The organism is Sulfitobacter sp. JL08, from assembly GCF_003352045.1.
In the GTDB taxonomy this organism is placed as follows: domain Bacteria; phylum Pseudomonadota; class Alphaproteobacteria; order Rhodobacterales; family Rhodobacteraceae; genus JL08.
On record NZ_CP025815.1, the window covers coordinates 300300 to 318329 of the forward strand.

The window sequence follows — 18030 nt, forward strand, 5'->3', positions numbered from 1 at the left end:
ACATGAGTGGACAACTTTGGTCACCGGCTCATCCGCTCCAAAACGAAGGTTCTGAGGTCGCGCGGGACGATCCTCCACTGGTTGCCAAGCCGCGCAGCAGGCAGATCGCCGGCGTGAATCCAACGGCGTACGGTCTTCTCAGACACACGACAGGTCTCCGCGACATCAGTGATGTCGAGCATCGGATCGGGTTTGGGGTTTGGCTTATGTGACATGATCGTTCCCTTCGCTTGGAAGAGAAGAGCCATGCTCCTGGTCTTCCGTTCGGGGAGTGGCCGCCAAAGCCTCACGGGCAGCTGCACGTGCCAACAGCCGCACCAGCGTACGCAGCGTCTCATCTGCGCGACCGGTCTTCTGTTGATGTGAAACGTCCCGGCGCATCGGCCACTCCTGTTCTTCATTGAGAACAGTTAGGCACTGCTGACCCGGCCCGTCAGCCCGCCATTGGCCCATTAATCAGACGGGGCATGGGCTAGTCAGGTCTAGGTGTTGATTTTGCGCTGGATACTGGAGCGGCTGGGAGCGTCTTTCTTCAAACGATCTTCATAGGTGCCTTGAAGCTCGAGGATCAGTTCGTTTTGGCTCATCTCTGAATTTTGACGTTGCAGTTCATCAAAGATCGCACGAATTGCATCCCAGTCATATTTGCTTCGGCCACTGACTTCATTGATGCTGCGCCAGAACCGCTTCATGTCGGCGCTGAGCAACCGCACGGCGCTCCATGGTTGATTGTTTGGCTGCCCTGCAAAACAGACTAACGGGGGCCGTATCGCAAGGTCAGTCCACTCAGCTGCGGGGATCTCTTCTAGCTGCCCTGGAGTATTGTTGCGATATCCATATGAGACTATCCGCCTTTGCTCCAACGCGCGCCTGAGGTCCTCGATTGCACCATGTCGTTCCCGGTTGGCTGGCCACATCGATGGATACATGCCAAGCGCGATATAGGCGTCGCGATCACCGGCATCAAAGTCTTCGACCAGTTTTTTCTCGCGGTATTCAACCCACACCGATGCCTGCGCCAGGTTCCAGTATTTGTGGTCAAATGGCGAACGTTTGCTCATCTGAAGACCTTTCTTGAAGGCTTGGCTGTTGAATGTCACTCAGAACTGACCCGGTGTTGTCACCGAGATTTGACCCGCTCAGTCGTTATGCTTTCTTCGTCATGATGTGGTCAATGCTGTTGTTTCCTTCCTTTTCTGTTTCGCAATTTCTGAGCTGGCTTTGAAGCGATAACTATCATTGCCGGTCTCGAGAATGTGGCAGCGGTGGGTGAGCCGATCGAGCAAGGCCGTGGTCATTTTGGCATCACCGAAGACCGTCGCCCATTCGCTGAAGCTGAGGTTGGTGGTGATGACAACGCTGGTGCGTTCGTAGAGTTTGCTCAAAAGGTGGAACAGCAGCGCGCCGCCTGATGTGCTGAACGGCAGGTATCCGAGCTCGTCAAGGATGACGAGGTCCGTTTTGACCAGTGCCTCAGCGATTTTCCCAGCCTTGCCGAGGGCCTTTTCTTGCTCCAGCGCGTTGACCAGTTCGACCGTTGAGAAGAAGCGCACACGTTTGCGATGATGCTCTATGGCCTGAATGCCGAGTGCAGTCGCAACGTGGCTTTTCCCCGTACCTGGCCCACCGATCAGCACGACATTCTCAGCGCCGTCTATGAACTCGCACCGGTGTAGTTGGCGGACCAAAGCTTCGTTGATCTCACTGGCGGAGAAGTTGAAGCCGGAAAGATCCTTGTAGGCCGGGAAGCGTGCGGCCTTCATGTGGTAGGCGATTGAGCGCACCTCGCGTTCGGCCATTTCAGCCTTGAGCAACTGCGAGAGCACCGGGACGGCTGCATCAAATGCAGGTGCCCCCTGTTCAAGCAGATCGCCGACAGCCTGCGCCATTCCGGGCATTTTCAAGCTGCGCAGCATGATGACGATAGCCGCACCGGCGGGGTCATGACGCATGACGCGTTCCTCCTTGCCGCAGCCCGTCGTAGCGGCTGACATTGGCCTCAGGTTCCTTATTCAGAGCTAGGGCTGAAGGCGGGGTCACATCGGGCTGGTCTGTCGGAGTGCCGTCCACCAGCCTGTGAAGCAGGTTCAGCACATGGGTCTTGGTTGGCACACCTGCCTCCAGCGCCATTTCTACCGCACAGAGCACGGCCTGTTCATCATGGTGCAGAACGAGTGACAAGATATCGACCATCTCTCGATCTCCTCCGGGCTTACGCAGTAATTGATCCTGCAATTGTCGGAAGGGATCGGGCATTTCCATGAATGGGGCACCATTGCGTAGCGCCCCCGGTTTGCGCTGGACCACCGCCAGGTAATGCCGCCAGTCATAGATGACGCGCCCAAGCTGGCGGTGGGATCTTTCAATGATGCGCTGGTGGGCGCAAATGACCTGCCCCTCGGTAACAACGACCAATTTCTCAGGGTAGATGTGCAGGCTGACACGGCGGTTTGCGAAGCTTGCGGGCACAGAGTAGCGGTTGCGATCAAAGGTGATCAGACAGGTTGGTGACACGCGCTTGCTCAGCTCAACAAAGCCGTCAAAGGCTGTTGGCAGCGGCATCAGCGCGGCTTTCTCGCCTTCCCAGGCATCGGCAATACTGCCGGGCAAACTGCCGTGCGCCGTCTCGGCCCACAACATCTTGCAGCGACCTTCGAGCCAATCATTCAGGGCTACAAGGTTTCGGAAGACAGGCGCGACCTGCCACAGACGATGGCGCGCATCGCGGACGTTCTTTTCAACCTGGCCTTTCTCCCAGCCCGCCGCTGGATTGCAGAACTCTGGCTCGAAGACGTAGTGGCTGGTCATCGCCAGAAAGCGCGCATTCACATCGCGCTGCTTGCCGCGACCGACACGGTCAACAGCCGTCTTCATATTGTCATAGATGCCACGGCCCGGAATGCCGCCAAACACACGGAAAGCATGCCAATGCGCGTCAAACAGCATTTCATGCGTCTGCAACAAATAGGCCCGCACCAAAAACGCCCTGCTATGTGACAGCTTGATATGGGCGACCTGAAGCTTGACACGCTCGCCGCCGATCACGGCCCAGTCCTCGCTCCAATCGAACTGGAATGCTTCGCCAGGTTGGAACACCAAAGGCACAAATGTCCCGCGCCCAGTTGTTTGCATCACATGCTGCCGCTCTGCTTTCCAAGCCCTGACAAAAGCTGCGACCCGTTCATATGATCCATCAAAGCCAAGCTGCACCAGATCTGCGTGCATCTGCTTGGCCGTGCATCGATCTTTGCGCGATTTGCGCTGCTCCGTAATCAGCCAGCCTGACAGTTTCTCCGCAAACGGATCCAGCTTGCTTGGCCGCTTGGGCGTCTGGAAACTGGGCTCCACTATGTCAGCCCGCAGATACTTCCTGATGGTGTTGCGAGACAGTCCCGTCCGCCGTGAAATCTCGCGAATGGGCATCTTGTCCCTCAGTGCCCATCGTCGAATTACGCTCAAAAATCCCATGTCTATCACTCCAATGACCCCCGACAAATCCCGTCAGGGGCACGGTTGCACATGGGTCATTTCTCAGTGACAATTCTGGCCCTTACCGGGTCAGTTCTGAGTGACATTCAACAGTCAGAGACGTCAGAGATCGATAGCCCGCAAAATCCGAAAATCCAAGGCGAACAAGGTCAGGGAAGAGCGCCTCAGCATAAGGTTCGAACGCATAGCCGTCATCTGATAAAAACAGTCGAAGGTCTGCACCGAGCCCAAATGTATGTACCGGCTGCTGTTCGCAAGTGTTCAATTGCATGTCTTCTGGAAGTCGCTGATATGTATCCGGCCTTTGGATCGGCTTGTGTTGCTTGCCGTGGCCCTGTTGGGAGTACGCACGCGCCTTTGTCTCATTAGCGGACAGGTCGATTATGACCATTCGGGCTCTCAGACTTTGAGTGCGTTTTTATTCCGTTCCATGCATTTGAGGTTTACGAACGTCGTTTGCGGCTGTGATCAGATCGCAGTCGCCAATTCTTTTTCCATCCAATCGAAGTCCTTGCCTGAGTTAAGAACACTCCATGCGATCCGCGCTAGCTTATTGGCAAGCGCCACGCCGAGCTTGTTGTGCTGCATGCGCGTCGCGGCGGCTTCCAACCATGCGCCAAAACTAAACTTATGCCAGTTCTTCGGTCGCATCATGATGACCTGCGCGGCCTGCACAAACAGCATGCGGAGATACCGGCTGCCTCGTTTTGTGATACGACCCAGGATGGTGCGCCCGCCGGTGCTGTGTTGTCGCGGAACGAGCCCCAGCCAAGCCGCAAAATCTCGCCCCCGATCATAAGCCTCGCCGGTCCCGACAGCTGCAACCACAGCCGTTGAGATGATTGGCCCGATGCCCGGAATGGTCATCAGACGTTGGCAGCTTTCCTCGGTCTCGCTGACCTCTTTGATTTCAGATGTGGTCATATCGATCCGTTTATCCAGCCATATCCAATCCTGTTGGAGCCCCAGGATCAATCTCCGCATCCGCAAGGACATCTCGTCGCCGCGATTGCTAAGAATGGCTTCGAGCGAGGCGCGCAGAGCCGCGACACTACGTCGGACAGTGATCCCCTGTTCGATCAGAAAGGCCCGGATCTGATTCATTGCTGCTGTCCGACGTGACACAAGCCGTGACCGAACGCGATGCAGCGCCTGGAGATCAAGCTGCTCCTGCGTCTTCTCCGATACCGTCTTGAGATTGGGACGCAAAGCGGCTTCTGCAATAGCTTCAGCGTCATTGTAGTCGTTCTTCTGGCCCTTGTTGAAAGGCTTCACATAAATCGCGGGAATGATCCGGGGCTCGAACCCCATCTTGCTCAGCGTTCGGCTGACAAAGTGCGCGCTCAGGCAAGCTTCCATCCCGACAATACATTGCGGCAGCTCCTCAAACGTCGCAACCAACGCCATGCGTTTGATCTTCTTGCGCAAAACAAGCCGACCTTCTTTGTCAAAGCCAACCAAGTGAAATACGTCTTTGCCGATATCAACGCCAACTGACATCAGCTCATCAAAATCATTCTTCGCCATGCTACTTCTCCTTTTTGCAGTATAGGCCAAGCCTAACCTGCTGGGTGAAGCAGCCGGTACATCCCATTAGCAGACCTCCTTGACTTGGCGTGAGTTAAGCTATTCTTGATCGGCATGACTGACCTTTCAACCCAATTACTGGACGACCTCAGCCTCAACGAAGCTGGCCGACCAAAGGCGCCGCCAGTGCCGGAGGCAACAGACATACACCGTCGCCAAGGACGACAACTGGCCGCTATCCACCGTCATTATCTGATGGAGATGGCCCAAATCGGTGCGGTCCTGGCTCGGATCGAAGCGGGGGACACTCCACCTGAGCACCTGAAGCGTATCGTGCTTTCACTCGATATGGCTGAGAATTTTCGTGCGTTCGGATCTCTTTGCGGGCGTGAATGTCAGGTGCTAAAGTTTCACCACGACATTGAAGGCGCCGACATGTTTCCCCGGATCGAGGCAGCGGGTGGAGGTAAGTTCCGCGACATTGTGGCCAAATTGAAGGCAGAACACGAGGTGGTCCATGAGTTAATCATCCGCCTCGGTCGTGCAGCGGAGGCATTGGCGGAAGACCCTCGAGATGCGAATTTCGTTCAAGCCGCCACCACGTTTCGAAAATTGGAAGAGGTCGTACGCTCCCATTTCGGCTACGAAGAAACTGAATTAGCGGAGGCCATCGGGTATTACCTCGGAGCGATCTGACGGCGCATTTTAGACGATTCAGCATCATCGACATCAAAGATATTTCATCGCTCAAGGCAGACAAGCAATCGTCAAATTGGAAAGTCCGATTAGTCCGCTCAGCCGACATCGGTGCAGTCTGCGGCGAATGACTGGTCAGAGCCCCGAGCTGAAGTTTCAAGATCTCGCTGCGCGTGCTCGCAGCACGTAGGATGCTGCAAGACTGCAAGACTGCATGCCGCAATGCGGCAAGAAAACCGGACACTCATGCAGGTTACAGCGTGAACTCACGCTAAATGCAATTTCTGATACGCCGTTCTACACGATAGGTTTGACCATTTTTGTCAGGCGGTTTTCGTCGAAATCGACGGGTATTCGATGCTCAGGGCTTTCGCGCGGGATGGCAACGATTCTTCGGCGATCGACTGCAAAAATCCGCTTGTCGCTGTCACCCGTTCGGTTCATCAGGCGAGATATCGGCACCATCTGTCGTTGTTGATCTCGACCAAGCCCGTTTGCTTAATGCGTTTGCGGGTCGCAGAACCATACGGTTGTACCAACCGCGCCTTTGGCGCAGCAAACCCTGACAGATGTAGGGATGTAGCTCGGCTTTCGGAATGTGGCAGGCGATATGATGGAGGGGGAGGTGCGCGTATTGCCTATCGTTACGATGCGAGAATATCCCAGATCGCATTCAACCGTGCAGACCAAAGTTGAGATGTCTGATCCAGTGGCGGCTGTATTCCGTCGATGTCCGCAAAACCATAGTGATGTGCCAATTCAAGGAGCGGAAAACAACGCCCGGACCGCCCGGTCAGGTCAGGATCACAGAACAGATGCGCAATGGCGCGCCCTGTAAATTCCGGTGTGTCCGACTGGGCAAGGTCCTCTGATGAGACATCAAACCCCAAATCGGTATTCTCGGCCGCCATCAGGACACGCTCAGTGCGCACCCAGCGGGGCCAGACCGACACCGCGCTCACGCCGTGGGGGTGCAGATCATGGGCGATAGCGGACGTCATACGGTCGACTGACGCCATCGCCATACGGAACATCGGACTGTAATATTCGTCTTTTGATGCGCCTGCCGAGATATTGACGATCAGGCCGTGCCCCTGCGCCATCATCACTGGCGAGACGAAATGCGCGAGAAGATATTTCGAGCGCACACCAATTTCCATCATGGCGTCCCAGTCGGTGTCATCGCTTGACCAGATGTCGCCCTTGTAGTCGGCAGGAAACCCCATGGCACAATTGGCGAGGATGTCGATCTTGCCATGCTCGGCAACCACGTGGGCGACCATTTTCTTGATCTGAGCCTTATCTCTCAGATCGATCTGAAAGGGTTCCGCGCTGCCGCCCGAGGCGCGGATATGTGCGACGTTTTCGGCAAGCGATCCTGGCACAGTGGGGCCACCGGCATGCCAGTTGCGCCCCTCACCCTCGTTCAAAGTGCGTGCAGCCAGGACGACATGCGCGCCTTGCGCAGCCAGTTCGCGGGCGATGCCCGCCCCGATCCCGCGGCTTGCGCCTGATACCAGCGCGATTTTTCCCTTGAGCATTTGGCCTTCCATGTCGCTACTCTTGCCCCCGCTGTTCTGTTTCGTCATCTTCCTCAAGAGCATAGACCGAAGCAGAGGTCTTGGGCACCGGTACAAATTCAACCCGTTGCCCGCGTTCGCCCGGTGTTGCCGCCGTCGTCAGCAATCGCGCGCAGACGACGACGGCGAGCCCAAGCAGCAAAACCGCGATGAACAGGAACAGCCCACCAGGGCGGTCTCCCGCCATCAGCAACGCCGCCGCAAGGGGGCCCAGTGCCGCCCCCAGACTGTAGATCAACAAAAGCCCGCCGCTCAGTTCCACCAGCATCGCATTGGGGGCATTGTCATTGGCGTGGCTCAGACACAGCGGATAAAGCGGCACCATCATCGCGCCAAGCAGCACCGCCATGCCGTAAACCGGCAAACCGGGTGGCAAATGCACAAATCCGATGATGATCCCGGTGACGAAGGTGCCAAAGGCAGTCGCGCTAATCACCAACCGGCGGTCCATGCGATCCGACAGCCAGCCGATGGGCCATTGCGACAGGGTGCCGCCGAGGACAAAGCAGGACATCAGGATGGTCACATCAACCACATTCAACCCGCGCTCCTGACCGAATACCGGACCCATGGACCAGAACGCGCCTTCGACCGCGCCTACGAACAGACATCCGACCACCCCAACCGGCGACACGGCAAGAAGTTTGCGCAGGTTGATCCGTGCCGAAGGGATCGGCTTGGGGGTTGAGGTGCGGATCAGGGTCAGAGGGACAATCGACAGACAGATCAGCATGGCGATTGCCATGAATGCGCCGGGGGCATTGATTTCAAAGAGATTGACCATTTGCTGGCCGACCATCGTCAGAAGGTTCGATACGATGATATAGGCCGACAGCACACGCCCGCGGTTGAGATTGGTCGAACTGTCGTTGAGCCAGCTTTCCACAACGATAAAGAGGGCTGCCAGAATGATACCACTGAAAAACCGAAGCGCGCCCCAGACATAAGCCTCAACGGCCAGTTCATAGGACAGGCTGAGCGCGGTCAACACCGCTGCCAGCCCGGCAAAGGTTCGGATATGCCCGACGGACATGATCAACCGAGGCGCGAAGAAACACCCGACCGCGAAACCGCCAAAATATGCCGACCCCAGCACGCCGATATAGGTTGTCGAAAATCCTTCGAGGTTCGCCCGCATCGGCAGGAGGGTCAGAAAGAGGCTGTTCCCGGCAACCAGCAGGCCTGCGCAAAACAGGATCGTCGCGATTGTCCTGACAGAGCCAATCCGAGGGTGTGTTTCAGGGGCCTGCATGGCGCTCGGCTAGGCGCCGGAACTTTCGGCATCGATCAGCTTTTGCAGCCTGCGCCGGAACAGCAGCGGCCCTGCGTCAATCGCAATGTCGATGGTGCCCTCCGGCCGCGCGCTCATGCCTTTCTGGACATGGATCAGCACGTCGCGATCCTCGTTGAACGCCGCTTCGACAGAGCGGCTCATATAGGCTGAAATCTCGGCATCGTCCGGACAGGTATTGCGGATCTGGAACCAGTAATAACGTGTTGTGGTCTCGTCTACGGGGGTCATGAAATTGTAGCTGTCCATCTGGAAGAACTGGCCGTCCGGCAGGTTTTCCTCATCCCCACCGGTGCCTGCCGGGCAGAAAACGGCCTTGATGTAGGCCAGGCAGGGATAGCGCACCTCGTAGTGCTGTTTGCGGTCGCAATTGCCCTCGAATGGTACAAGTTTCTGATAAAAAGGCGCCACTTCCACGTCATACATCCAGCGCGAGACAAGAACGCCGCTGTCATCGCTGGACACGACCAGCGGTTCCTCTTCGCAGGCGGCATTGCCGAAAGAGGATTGGTGAACCCAGGCGACGTGCGAGGGATCAAGCAGGTTGTCAGTGATGTATAAGTAATTGCACGGAAATCCCATGGCCTCGCCCCGGTTGATCCCCCAGTTCGGGTCATCGTAATGCAAGACCTCAAAGATCGTATCGGGATCGGCGCGTGCGGGATCTCCCATCCAGATCCAGACCAGACCATAGCGGCTGAAGACTGGATAGGCGTGGATATTGGCACGCGTTGGTATGTTGTCCTGCCCGGGCACCCGGATGCAACTGCCCGCGCAGTCAAATGTCAAACCGTGATAGCCGCATTCAAGCGTGTCGCCCTTGATCCGCCCCTGAGACAGAGGCATTCTGCGGTGGGGGCAGGCGTCATCAAGTGCGACGGGGTCGCCTGCCTCGGTGCGGTACATCACGATCTTTTCGTTCAGCACAACGATCTGCTTCAGGTCGCGCGTGATCTCTGCATCGGTTGCGGCGACATACCAGGCATTTCTAAGATACATTTTAGGGCTCCCCAATGGGTGGTGGCGTTTTGGAGGTCATCCTTGGCTGCGTCCGGCCAAAATCAGAATGCTGCGACCTCGACCAGAGCAAGTCCGGTCAGGATCACCTGACGCGATTTCAATTCAGCATGTCCGTCGGCAGGCCGCGGGCCTTATGGGTCACCTACGGGTATCTCCGGGATGCATCACGCACCCCGGGGTAAGACACGATCAGAGGGTCAGCTGTCCATCCAGACCTGATTGAGGTGAAACTCCTGCGCCTGATGCGCCGTGAGGTTTTTGACCTTGTCCGTGAAATGCCGGGTCTCAAGCCGCCAGTAGGGTTGGACGAGCGTCCCGGACTCCTGCAGGATCCGTTCAACCTTTTCCATCAACGCGGCGCGCTTGGCCGGATCGGCCACAGCCATGGCTGCCGCCAATGCTGAGTCAAATTCCGGATCGCTATAGGCAGATTCATTCCACGCCTCACCAGACCGATAGGCCAGCGCCAGCACCTGCACGCCAAGCGGGCGCGCGGCCCAATCTGTCGTCGATGCCGGGTATTTGGTCCAGTCATTCCAGAACGTAGAGCCGGGCAGCACCGTGCGTTTCACATTGATCCCTGCGCTGCGCAACTGGTCAGCGATGGCGTCGGTCGTGTCCTTGCGCCAGCCTTCATCAATCGAAATCAGATCAAACTCGTGATCGGTCATGCCTGCCTCGGCCAGAAGCGCTTTGGATTGTTCAACGTCCCGCTTGAAGGCGGGCAGCGCAAAATACTCCTCGTGCATTGGGCCGACATGATGGTTTTCGGCGACTTTACCCAGGCCATTCACACCCAGTTCCATGACGATGCTGTTATCAACGGCAAGCTGCAGGGCTCGGCGCACCCGCGGATCATCATAAGGGGGGGTGGCGTTATTGAAGCGACACACGACCGTGGCTGCGGTGGCCACATCACTGCGGACCAGACCGATGCCATCCAACAGCTCCACGGCGCCGGCCTGTGTTGTCAGGTTGGCGTCAACCTCGTTCGATTCAAAGGCAGCGGTCGTCGACGCGATGTCCTCGCCGTAGTCAATGAATTCGACCGCATCAAGGAAAGCATCGCCGCCCCAGTAACCGGGGCGCCGCACAACGCGGGCCTTTGTGCCAATTTCCCAGCTTTCGATCTCATAGGCACCGGTACCAATGTTATACTGTGCCACCATATCGCCATCGGGATCAAAGCTGCGGTGCACGATCAGAGACGGATAATCCGTCATCGCGGCAATGAGCGTGATATCTGACGCAGGAAGGTTCAGCTGCACAGTGTGGTCATCCAGGGCCACAATGCTGCCCTCAATCGCGTTCCTCGTCTCGGCATCTACAAGTGAGCTGAAACGTGCAGCCATGGAGTTGCCCTCGACATCCGCCTCGCACCAGCGTGTGATGTTGAAAACCACGTCTTCGGAGGTGAAATCATCACCGTTCGACCATTTAACGCCTTTGCGCAGATTCAATGTGTAAACGGTTGCATCATCGTTGACCTCCCAGCTTTCCAGCAAGGTGGGGACAAAGGTGCCATCCGATGTCCAGCGCACAAGGTATTCGCAGCTTTGGCTTGAGACATAGGCGTCCCAGTCGAACAGACGCGCATCTTTCTTCCCCGCGCTGCGAACCGGGCAGGCAATGCGCAATGTGCCACCGGTTTTTGCACCGCTGGTGTCGGCCTTGGCCGGTGCGGCCAGACCGCCAAGCGCAAAGGCACCGGCAGCAGTTACCCCGACGGACATCATGGAAGCCAGAAACTCCCGGCGCTTCATGCGCCCGCCCTTGAATTCTTTGACAAAGCTCTTTGTCAGCGGATGCAGCGTGCGCCGCGTGAGCATGTAATCTTTCATTGTCTTTCCCCCATTTGTTGGTGCCACGCAGGAATGGGCGGCCTCTTTTTCTCGTTTTTCTGCGGGCGAAGGGCACTGCCGCGCCACATCGTCCACCTAAATCTGTGATCTCAGAATGGCGGGTTCCGGTACAAAGTCAAATTGAATTTCCTTCTGCCCTCTCCCGCAAACCAGAAAAGTCCAGTGCCTTGAGCCGACCGGAAATGTCGCGTATCAATAACCGGATGGTCGAAAAAATCCAAAAATCCGCCAGTGAAAGCCTCAGCGAACAGGTTTATCAGCACCTGCGCGAGGCGTTGATTTCGGGCGATTTTGTGCCCGAGAGCAAGATTTCTACACGAACGGTTGCTGCCCAGAATGGGATAAGTGTGATGCCGGTCCGTGAAGCGCTCAAGCGGTTAAGTGCGGAAGGTGCGCTGGAAGTCGAAGCAAAGCGGGCCTACCGGGTGCCCAAACTAAATCCAAAAAAAGCAGCAGATCTGTTTGAGGTCCGCGCCATTCTTGAAGCTGCAGGCGCGGCAGCGGCGGCGAAACTGATCTCTCCCGCGGCCCTGTCGCAACTCGACCTGATGTGCGACGCGGCAGAAGAGGCTTGGCACAACGGGGACGTTGGCGCATTCCTACGGCTCAATGCCCGGTTTCACCGCGCGGTTCACGCCCAGTCAGGAAACAGCTTTCTGGCCGATACGGTCGATATGATCTTTGTGCGCACCGGGCCTTTGTTGGGCCTTGCCATCGGCAAGATCGTCGACCAGGCAGATTGGGAAAATGACCATCGCAAACTGGTTCAGGCTCTGCGATCCGGCGACAGTGCCGAGGCAGGCCGCTTGATGGAGCAGGACGCGGCCTGGGGCATGGGTTTGTTTCGGTCGGTCGACTGGCCAGACAAAAGGGTTCCGGTCAGCGCCGCATAGAAAATGCTTGCCAGTTCTCGATTCTGAGATCACAGATTATAGTCAAGCGTTGGGTCACCTGCTGTGCGGGATGATCCCCGCGCGCCTTTTGCAAACCCCGGGGACCATATGCAATCGACAGCCAGAGTTGTAGTTATCGGCGGCGGGATCGTGGGCTGTTCGGTGTTGTATCACCTTGCCCGGAACGGGTGGCGCGACGTTGTACTGCTTGAGCGTCAGGAGCTGACATCCGGTTCCAGCTGGCATGCCGCTGGCGGGCTGTTCACGGTGCTGCGCCCGAATACCTCTGCTGAAATGCACCGCTACACGTTTCAGATGTACCGCGAACTGGAGCAGGAAACCGGCCAGTCTTGCGGGTTCCACTATACCGGCGGGCTCAACATCTGTCGCACGCAAGACGAAATAGACTCCAACGCAATCCTGCAAAGTGCGTGCCGCAGACTGGGCATCGAAAGCCACTTCATCACGATGGACGAAGTCCGCGAGAAAGCGCCGGTACTGGACACCTCTCATATGGTCGGCGCGCTTTGGGAAGAGGAAGGCGGGCATGTGGACCCGGCCTCGGCCACGCAAGCCTTTGCGGCCGCCGCGCGCGCATTAGGGGCTACGATCCACCGCCATACGCCCGTGACGGCAACAACGCCACGCGCAGATGGCTCTTGGGATGTCGATACCGCGCAAGGGACGATTCACGCCGAATTCATCGTCAATGCTGCCGGACTCTGGGGCCGCGAAGTTGCCCGTCTTGCGGGGATCGAACTGCCGTTGATGCCGGTCGAACATCATTACATGGTAACTGAGACGATCCCAGAGATTGAGCAGCTTGGTTTTGAGCTGCCGCAGATCAACGACAATGAAACCGGTTGCTATGCCCGCCAGGAAGGCATGGGCCTGCTTCTGGGGGCTTACGAAAGCACCTGTGTCCATTGGGCCAAGGAGGGCACGCCTGCTGATTTTGGCCATGAACTTTTGCCTGATGATCTGTCGCGGATGGACTGGAACCTTGAGAAGTCGATTGAGATCATGCCTTGTCTGGCGGACGCCGGTGTCAAACGGGTGATCAACGGACCAATGATCTTTTCGCCTGACCTTGCGCCCCTGATCGGCCCGCATCCCAATCTGGAGAACTATTTTTGCGCCAATGGGGTGATGGCGGGCTTCAATCAGGGTGCTGGTATCGGCCGCGCGCTGGCCGAATGGATCATACAGGGCGAGCCGGAGATCGACGTTTTTCACTGGGATATCGCGCGGTTCGGCGACTGGGCAGACCGAGGCTATACCGAGGCCCGCACCCGCTATTTCTACGAAAACCGCTCCGAGAAAACCTTTCCCTATCAGGAATTCGATGTTGGCCGCTCGATCAACAAACCCGCCATACATGACCGTCTGGTCGGCGCGGGCGGGGTATTCGGAGCCTCCTTTGGCACCGAACACCCGAATTGGTTTGCGGCCACGCCCGGGGTTTCCGACAGTCTTACCTATCGCCAGCCAAACTGGTGGGGCCCGGTTGCAGACGAAGGCAAGCGCATTCGCAATGAGTTGGGGCTGATGGAATTCTCGGCCATGGCGAAGTTCGAGGTGACAGGCCCAGGCGCGGTGGCCTGGCTGGAACAGGTCATGGCCGGACGCATTCCCGGCCTTGGACGCATGGCGCTGTCACCGATGCTGTCGGACAAGGGGCGCGTGATCGGGGATTTCTCGCTCGCCCGTTTGGAACAGAACCGCTTCATGGTGCTGGGCGCGGATTACATGCAACTGGCGTTCATGCGGCATTTCTCAAGGTTTCTGCCAATGGAGGGCGTCGCCCTGCGCAACCTGTCTGCGAATCAGGCTGGCTTGCATATCTGCGGGCCGAACGCGCAACGTCTTATCATCCGGTTGGCCGCGCAAGAGATGGACACGGACCATTTCAGCTTTATGTCAGCGGCCCAAATGACCATTGGCGGGATACCGGATGTCACGGTCTTGCGCGTTTCTTTCACGGGCGAATGTGGTTATGAGATGTATGTACCGCGCGACCGGCAGCTGGCGCTGTTCGATCTGCTGCGCGGTGAAGGTGCGGATCTGGGACTGGGCCTTGTTGGCACGCGATCGCTGATGCAGACACGGCTGGAAAAGAGTTTCCCCGCATGGGGGCTTGAGCTGTCGCCTGACTATTTCGCCCATGAATGCGATATGATGCGGCATATGCGCGGTGATGCCACATTCAACGGAGCCGCTGCGGTTGCCGCATACGGCCCCGCACGCGAACGCCCGGCGACCTTTACGGTCGAGGCCGGAACAGATGCGGTCTGGGGCGACGAAGCGATCTTTCTGGATGGCGAACCGGTCGGCTATGTCTCCTCCGGCGGGTGGGGACCTGCGGTTGAGGCCCATATCGCGCTTGGCTATGTCCAGCCGGATGCCTACCGCGAGAACGGAAATTATGCGATAGAACTTTTGGGACAGTTGCGCCCCGCGACGTTGCACGTCCAACCGCTCTACGATCCTGAGGGGCGCAGGATGCGGGCATGATCAAAGGAACAGACACGATGCGGACAAAAGTTGCGCCAATTGTGCGGGCCGAAACCTGGGCGGGGGTTGCGGACCGCATCTGCCCCATGCCCCCAAAATCTCCGGAGAAACCCCATGTCTCGCACGAACCGCAAGCCTCGACGCCCGCAAAGCACCCGATTTGAACAGCCCCCCTTCGCCGAAGTCCGCAGCCCCCTACGGCCTGTCGACTTCGTGTCGGAAGACCAGATCGAGACGATCCACCACGCCAGTCTAAAGGTGCTCGCCGACATCGGCCTCAGGGTCAACAGCGCCGTTGCACTGGACCTCTACGCAGCAGCGGGCGCTGATGTGGACCATGACCGCGAGTTGGTCCGGTTTGATCCGGCACTGGTCGAGGAAATGCTGACCGACATTCCGTCGGAATTCACCATCCACGCCCGCGACCCGGCAAAGACCCTGAAAGTGGGGGGTAACCGACTGACATTTGCGACTGTGTCCGGGCCTTCATTTGTCTCGGACATCGACCGCGGACGGCGGGCCGGAACGGTCGAGGACATGCGGGATTTCGTGAAAATCTCCGCCGCCCTCAATATCTTTCACCACGATGGCGGCAGTGGTTGCGAGCCGCTGGAACTGCCGCCTGAGTCTCGACATCTGGACATGATGCTGGCGCAGACAACGCTGTCGGACAAGGGCTGGCATCCGTGCTGGCTGAACTCGGCTGCGCGCGCGCGCGACTGTATCGAGATGGCCAAAATCGCCTTGCAAACCGACGACGACGGCCTGCGTGCACGGCCCGGTATTATCGGCGGGATCAATACCAATTCACCGCTGTTTCTGGACGATAGTCAGGCCGAAGGTTTGATCGAATTCGCGCGCGCGGGACAGCCCATACATGTGACGCCCTTCACGCTGGCGGGTGCCATGAGCCCGGTCACCATCGGCGGCTCACTGGTCCAGCAGAACGCCGAAGCGCTGGCAGGGATTGTGCTGGGTCAGGCGGCGGCGCGCGGATCACCGATTTTCTACGGTCACTTTACCTCGAACGTCGACATGCGCACCGGCTCCCCGGCTTTCGGCACCCCGGAATACGCCAAATCGGTGATCGTTTCAGGCCAGCTGGCGCGGCGCTACGGTCTGCCGCTGCGGTCCTCCAACACCACGGCCTCGGCCTGTGTTGACCTGCAGGCGGCCTATGAAAGCGACATGTCGGTCAGCGCCTGCGTGCAAGCCCATGTCAACGTGATGCTGCATGGCGGTGGCTGGCTTGAAGGCGGTCTGACCTGTTCGTTTGAAAAGCTGATCCTTGACGCCGAGATCCTGCAGATGCAGGCGGCCTATCTGCAACCGCTGGATCTCGGCGAAGACGCGCTGGGGCTGGAGGCGATGGCCGAGGCAGGCCCCGGCGGCCATTTCTTTGGCACCGCCCACACGCTGGCGCGCTATGAGACCGCCTTTTACAAACCGATCCTGTCTGACTGGCGCAACTTCGAAACCTGGGAAGAGGACGGCGCGAAGACAGCCACCCAGCGCGCCAATACCATCTGGAAGCAACTGCTGCGCGAGTACGAAAAGCCGCCCATTGATCCCGCCGTCGAGGAAGAGCTGGAAGCCTATGTCGCCAAGCGCAAGGAGCAGATCGAAACATGACCACGCCCGCTGCATTTCTGTTTGATGGCGACACCCTGTCGCTGGAAAAACTGGTGCAGCTTTCATCCGGCAAGATCGCCTGCGACCTTTCACGCGCGGCATGGGACAATGTGGCAGAGGGCCGCCGGATCGTGATGCGCGCTGTCGCGGACGGGTCAGCCTATTACGGCGTAAACACCGGGGTTGGCTCGCAAAAGGACATCGGCGTACAGGCCGCGGATTTTGCATCCTTCAACGATCACATCATTGTCGCAGAGGCCACTGATATGCCTGGCGCAGCTTTCGCGCCCACGGTGGTGCGCGGGGCGCTGGCGGTGATGCTCAACAATGCGGCCACAGGCAGGCTGGGCCTGCGCCCCGACCTTGTGCGCCGGATGCTGCGGTTGTTTCACTGCGCGGACATGCCCGAGGTGCGATCCGGCACATCCAGCGGCATGGCTGACCTAGGCCCGCTGGCGCAACTGGCGCTGCCGCTTGTCGGGCGCAGCCTTGACGGTGGCGCGCCGCTGATCGAAGGCCCCTACGATCTGGCCGAGAAGGAAGCCGTTTCACTGATCAACTGCAATGCTTTTGTCTTGTCGCATGGGGCCCATGTCATGGCCGAGGCGGCACGGCTGGCCATTGCTTTTGATCTTGCGGCGGCCCTGTCACTGGAAGCGTTTCGCGGCAATCTGAGCTACTACCGGGCCGAGATGCGGCCGGGTTATCGCAACCCCCACCAACTCGCCTCCTGCCGTCAGATCAACCACGCCCTGCGGGGTGCCCGGCTCTGGCAGGACGGAGAGGCAAGGTTTTTGCAGGATCCGCTGTCGTTCCGGTTTGCCACGCGAGTGGGTGGCACGGTCAAGTTGGCGTTGGCACAGGCAACGGCGATCTACCAGGATGACCTGAACTGCGTCTGCGACAATCCGGTCGTGTCACTTGAAACCGGATCGTTGGTGACAGGGATCAACATGGACAGCACGCCGCTGACATACGCGACGGACGGCTTGCGACAAGCCATCGCCATGGCGGCGGCCGTCAGCACCGAGCGGTCCCTGAAGGTTCAGCATGCCGGGTTTTCCGGATTGCCGCTTGGTCTTGCCCAGCCCTGCCGTGCGGATGGTGGGGTACAGAACCTGATCATCAGCTATCTGGGTGTGGCCCGGCAGGCAGAATTGCGCGGCCTGGCCGCGCCCGTGCTGCTGGACTGTGCCCATGCGCTGGCTGATGGCATTGAAGACGTCTCCGGCCTCGGCCCGCTGTCGGTTGCGCGAACCGAGCAGGTCATCGCCTTCGCCTGGCAGATCGTGTCCGTGGAGATGATCATCGCAAGCTGGGCTCTGGCTCTGCGCGGACTGGAAACCTCTGAAATGGGACAAACCACCGGAGCGATCTACACGAAACTGCGCCCCTTCCTGCCCATCGGGACGGAAGGACGCAATGTCTTCGATATGTCCGGTCCGATTGATTGTGTTTCGGCACCGGAATTTGTCCAGCCCTACCAAATTTGACTCGCATGTGCATGTGGATTGCGGCACACTAAT

At 58.3% G+C, this 18030-nt stretch carries 14 protein-coding genes; 5 read left to right on the forward strand and 9 right to left on the reverse strand.

Translation table 11 applies throughout. The features are described from left to right. Window positions 1-20: 20 nt before the first annotated feature. From C1J05_RS21225 to C1J05_RS01515, 5 genes are all read right to left on the reverse strand, one after another. Window positions 21-215, reverse strand: a complete 195-nt coding sequence (locus C1J05_RS21225; protein ID WP_162797876.1) for a helix-turn-helix domain-containing protein — start codon at window positions 213-215, stop codon at window positions 21-23. Between the two features lie 267 nt (window positions 216-482). Beyond that, window positions 483-1061: a hypothetical protein gene (locus tag C1J05_RS01495; RefSeq protein WP_114868708.1), complete on the reverse strand. Its 579-nt coding sequence runs from the start codon at window positions 1059-1061 to the stop codon at window positions 483-485. 99 nt (window positions 1062-1160) lie between these two features. Further along, complete coding sequence (gene istB / locus C1J05_RS01500) at window positions 1161-1952, reverse strand: IS21-like element helper ATPase IstB (protein ID WP_114870387.1); 792 nt, start codon at window positions 1950-1952, stop codon at window positions 1161-1163. Beyond that, window positions 1942-3468: an IS21 family transposase gene (gene istA, locus C1J05_RS01505; protein ID WP_114868709.1), complete on the reverse strand. Its 1527-nt coding sequence runs from the start codon at window positions 3466-3468 to the stop codon at window positions 1942-1944. Before istA ends, istB begins: the two co-directional genes overlap by 11 nt. Before the next feature lie 489 nt (window positions 3469-3957). Then, window positions 3958-5016, reverse strand: coding sequence for an IS110 family transposase (locus C1J05_RS01515; protein WP_114868711.1), 1059 nt, complete (start codon window positions 5014-5016; stop codon window positions 3958-3960). A gap of 114 nt (window positions 5017-5130) precedes the next feature. On the opposite strand from C1J05_RS01515, the gene C1J05_RS01520 reads away from it, so the two are divergent. Next, a complete protein-coding gene (locus tag C1J05_RS01520) occupies window positions 5131-5712 on the forward strand; it encodes a hemerythrin domain-containing protein (RefSeq protein ID WP_114868712.1) in 582 nt (193 codons plus the stop codon). A 644-nt stretch (window positions 5713-6356) separates the two neighbouring features. Here the strand turns inward: C1J05_RS01520 and C1J05_RS01525 are convergent. The 4 genes from C1J05_RS01525 to C1J05_RS01540 form a co-directional block, all read right to left on the reverse strand. Continuing rightward, window positions 6357-7265: an SDR family NAD(P)-dependent oxidoreductase gene (locus C1J05_RS01525; RefSeq protein ID WP_162797877.1), complete on the reverse strand. Its 909-nt coding sequence runs from the start codon at window positions 7263-7265 to the stop codon at window positions 6357-6359. A gap of 4 nt (window positions 7266-7269) precedes the next feature. Further along, window positions 7270-8544: an MFS transporter gene (locus tag C1J05_RS01530; protein WP_114868714.1), complete on the reverse strand. Its 1275-nt coding sequence runs from the start codon at window positions 8542-8544 to the stop codon at window positions 7270-7272. Between the two features lie 9 nt (window positions 8545-8553). Next, window positions 8554-9582, reverse strand: a complete 1029-nt coding sequence (locus C1J05_RS01535; RefSeq protein ID WP_114868715.1) for an aromatic ring-hydroxylating dioxygenase subunit alpha — start codon at window positions 9580-9582, stop codon at window positions 8554-8556. A 218-nt stretch (window positions 9583-9800) separates the two neighbouring features. Further along, a complete protein-coding gene (locus C1J05_RS01540) occupies window positions 9801-11444 on the reverse strand; it encodes an ABC transporter substrate-binding protein (protein WP_114868716.1) in 1644 nt (547 codons plus the stop codon). A gap of 20 nt (window positions 11445-11464) precedes the next feature. Here C1J05_RS01540 and C1J05_RS01545 point away from each other — a divergent pair, with 20 nt between their 5' ends. From C1J05_RS01545 to C1J05_RS01560, 4 genes are all read left to right on the forward strand, one after another. Beyond that, a complete protein-coding gene (locus C1J05_RS01545) occupies window positions 11465-12358 on the forward strand; it encodes a GntR family transcriptional regulator (RefSeq protein ID WP_254684772.1) in 894 nt (297 codons plus the stop codon). A gap of 108 nt (window positions 12359-12466) precedes the next feature. Continuing rightward, window positions 12467-14872 (forward strand): FAD-dependent oxidoreductase, encoded by a 2406-nt coding sequence (locus tag C1J05_RS01550; protein ID WP_114868718.1) that lies wholly within the window; start codon window positions 12467-12469, stop codon window positions 14870-14872. Window positions 14873-14986: 114 nt separating this feature from the next. Next, window positions 14987-16504: a trimethylamine methyltransferase family protein gene (locus C1J05_RS01555; RefSeq protein WP_114868719.1), complete on the forward strand. Its 1518-nt coding sequence runs from the start codon at window positions 14987-14989 to the stop codon at window positions 16502-16504. Then, window positions 16501-17997, forward strand: coding sequence for an aromatic amino acid lyase (locus C1J05_RS01560; protein WP_114868720.1), 1497 nt, complete (start codon window positions 16501-16503; stop codon window positions 17995-17997). The genes C1J05_RS01555 and C1J05_RS01560 overlap by 4 nt, the downstream gene beginning before the upstream one ends. Window positions 17998-18030 lie beyond the last annotated feature (33 nt).

Bases quoted from the DNA above. Each gene is read 5' to 3' on its own strand.
- C1J05_RS01550 (WP_114868718.1), top strand. From the start codon at position 12,467: ATGCAATCGACAGCCAGAGTTGTAGTTATCGGCGGCGGGATCGTGGGC.
- C1J05_RS01560 (WP_114868720.1), top strand. From the start codon at position 16,501: ATGACCACGCCCGCTGCATTTCTGTTTGATGGCGACACCCTGTCGCTG.
- C1J05_RS21225 (WP_162797876.1), bottom strand. From the start codon at position 215: ATGTCACATAAGCCAAACCCCAAACCCGATCCGATGCTCGACATCACT.
- C1J05_RS01515 (WP_114868711.1), bottom strand. From the start codon at position 5,016: ATGGCGAAGAATGATTTTGATGAGCTGATGTCAGTTGGCGTTGATATC.
- C1J05_RS01535 (WP_114868715.1), bottom strand. From the start codon at position 9,582: ATGTATCTTAGAAATGCCTGGTATGTCGCCGCAACCGATGCAGAGATC.
- C1J05_RS01525 (WP_162797877.1), bottom strand. From the start codon at position 7,265: ATGGAAGGCCAAATGCTCAAGGGAAAAATCGCGCTGGTATCAGGCGCA.
- C1J05_RS01530 (WP_114868714.1), bottom strand. From the start codon at position 8,544: ATGCAGGCCCCTGAAACACACCCTCGGATTGGCTCTGTCAGGACAATC.
- C1J05_RS01555 (WP_114868719.1), top strand. From the start codon at position 14,987: ATGTCTCGCACGAACCGCAAGCCTCGACGCCCGCAAAGCACCCGATTT.
- istB (WP_114870387.1), bottom strand. From the start codon at position 1,952: ATGCGTCATGACCCCGCCGGTGCGGCTATCGTCATCATGCTGCGCAGC.
- C1J05_RS01540 (WP_114868716.1), bottom strand. From the start codon at position 11,444: ATGAAAGATTACATGCTCACGCGGCGCACGCTGCATCCGCTGACAAAG.
- istA (WP_114868709.1), bottom strand. From the start codon at position 3,468: ATGGGATTTTTGAGCGTAATTCGACGATGGGCACTGAGGGACAAGATG.
- C1J05_RS01520 (WP_114868712.1), top strand. From the start codon at position 5,131: ATGACTGACCTTTCAACCCAATTACTGGACGACCTCAGCCTCAACGAA.
- C1J05_RS01495 (WP_114868708.1), bottom strand. From the start codon at position 1,061: ATGAGCAAACGTTCGCCATTTGACCACAAATACTGGAACCTGGCGCAG.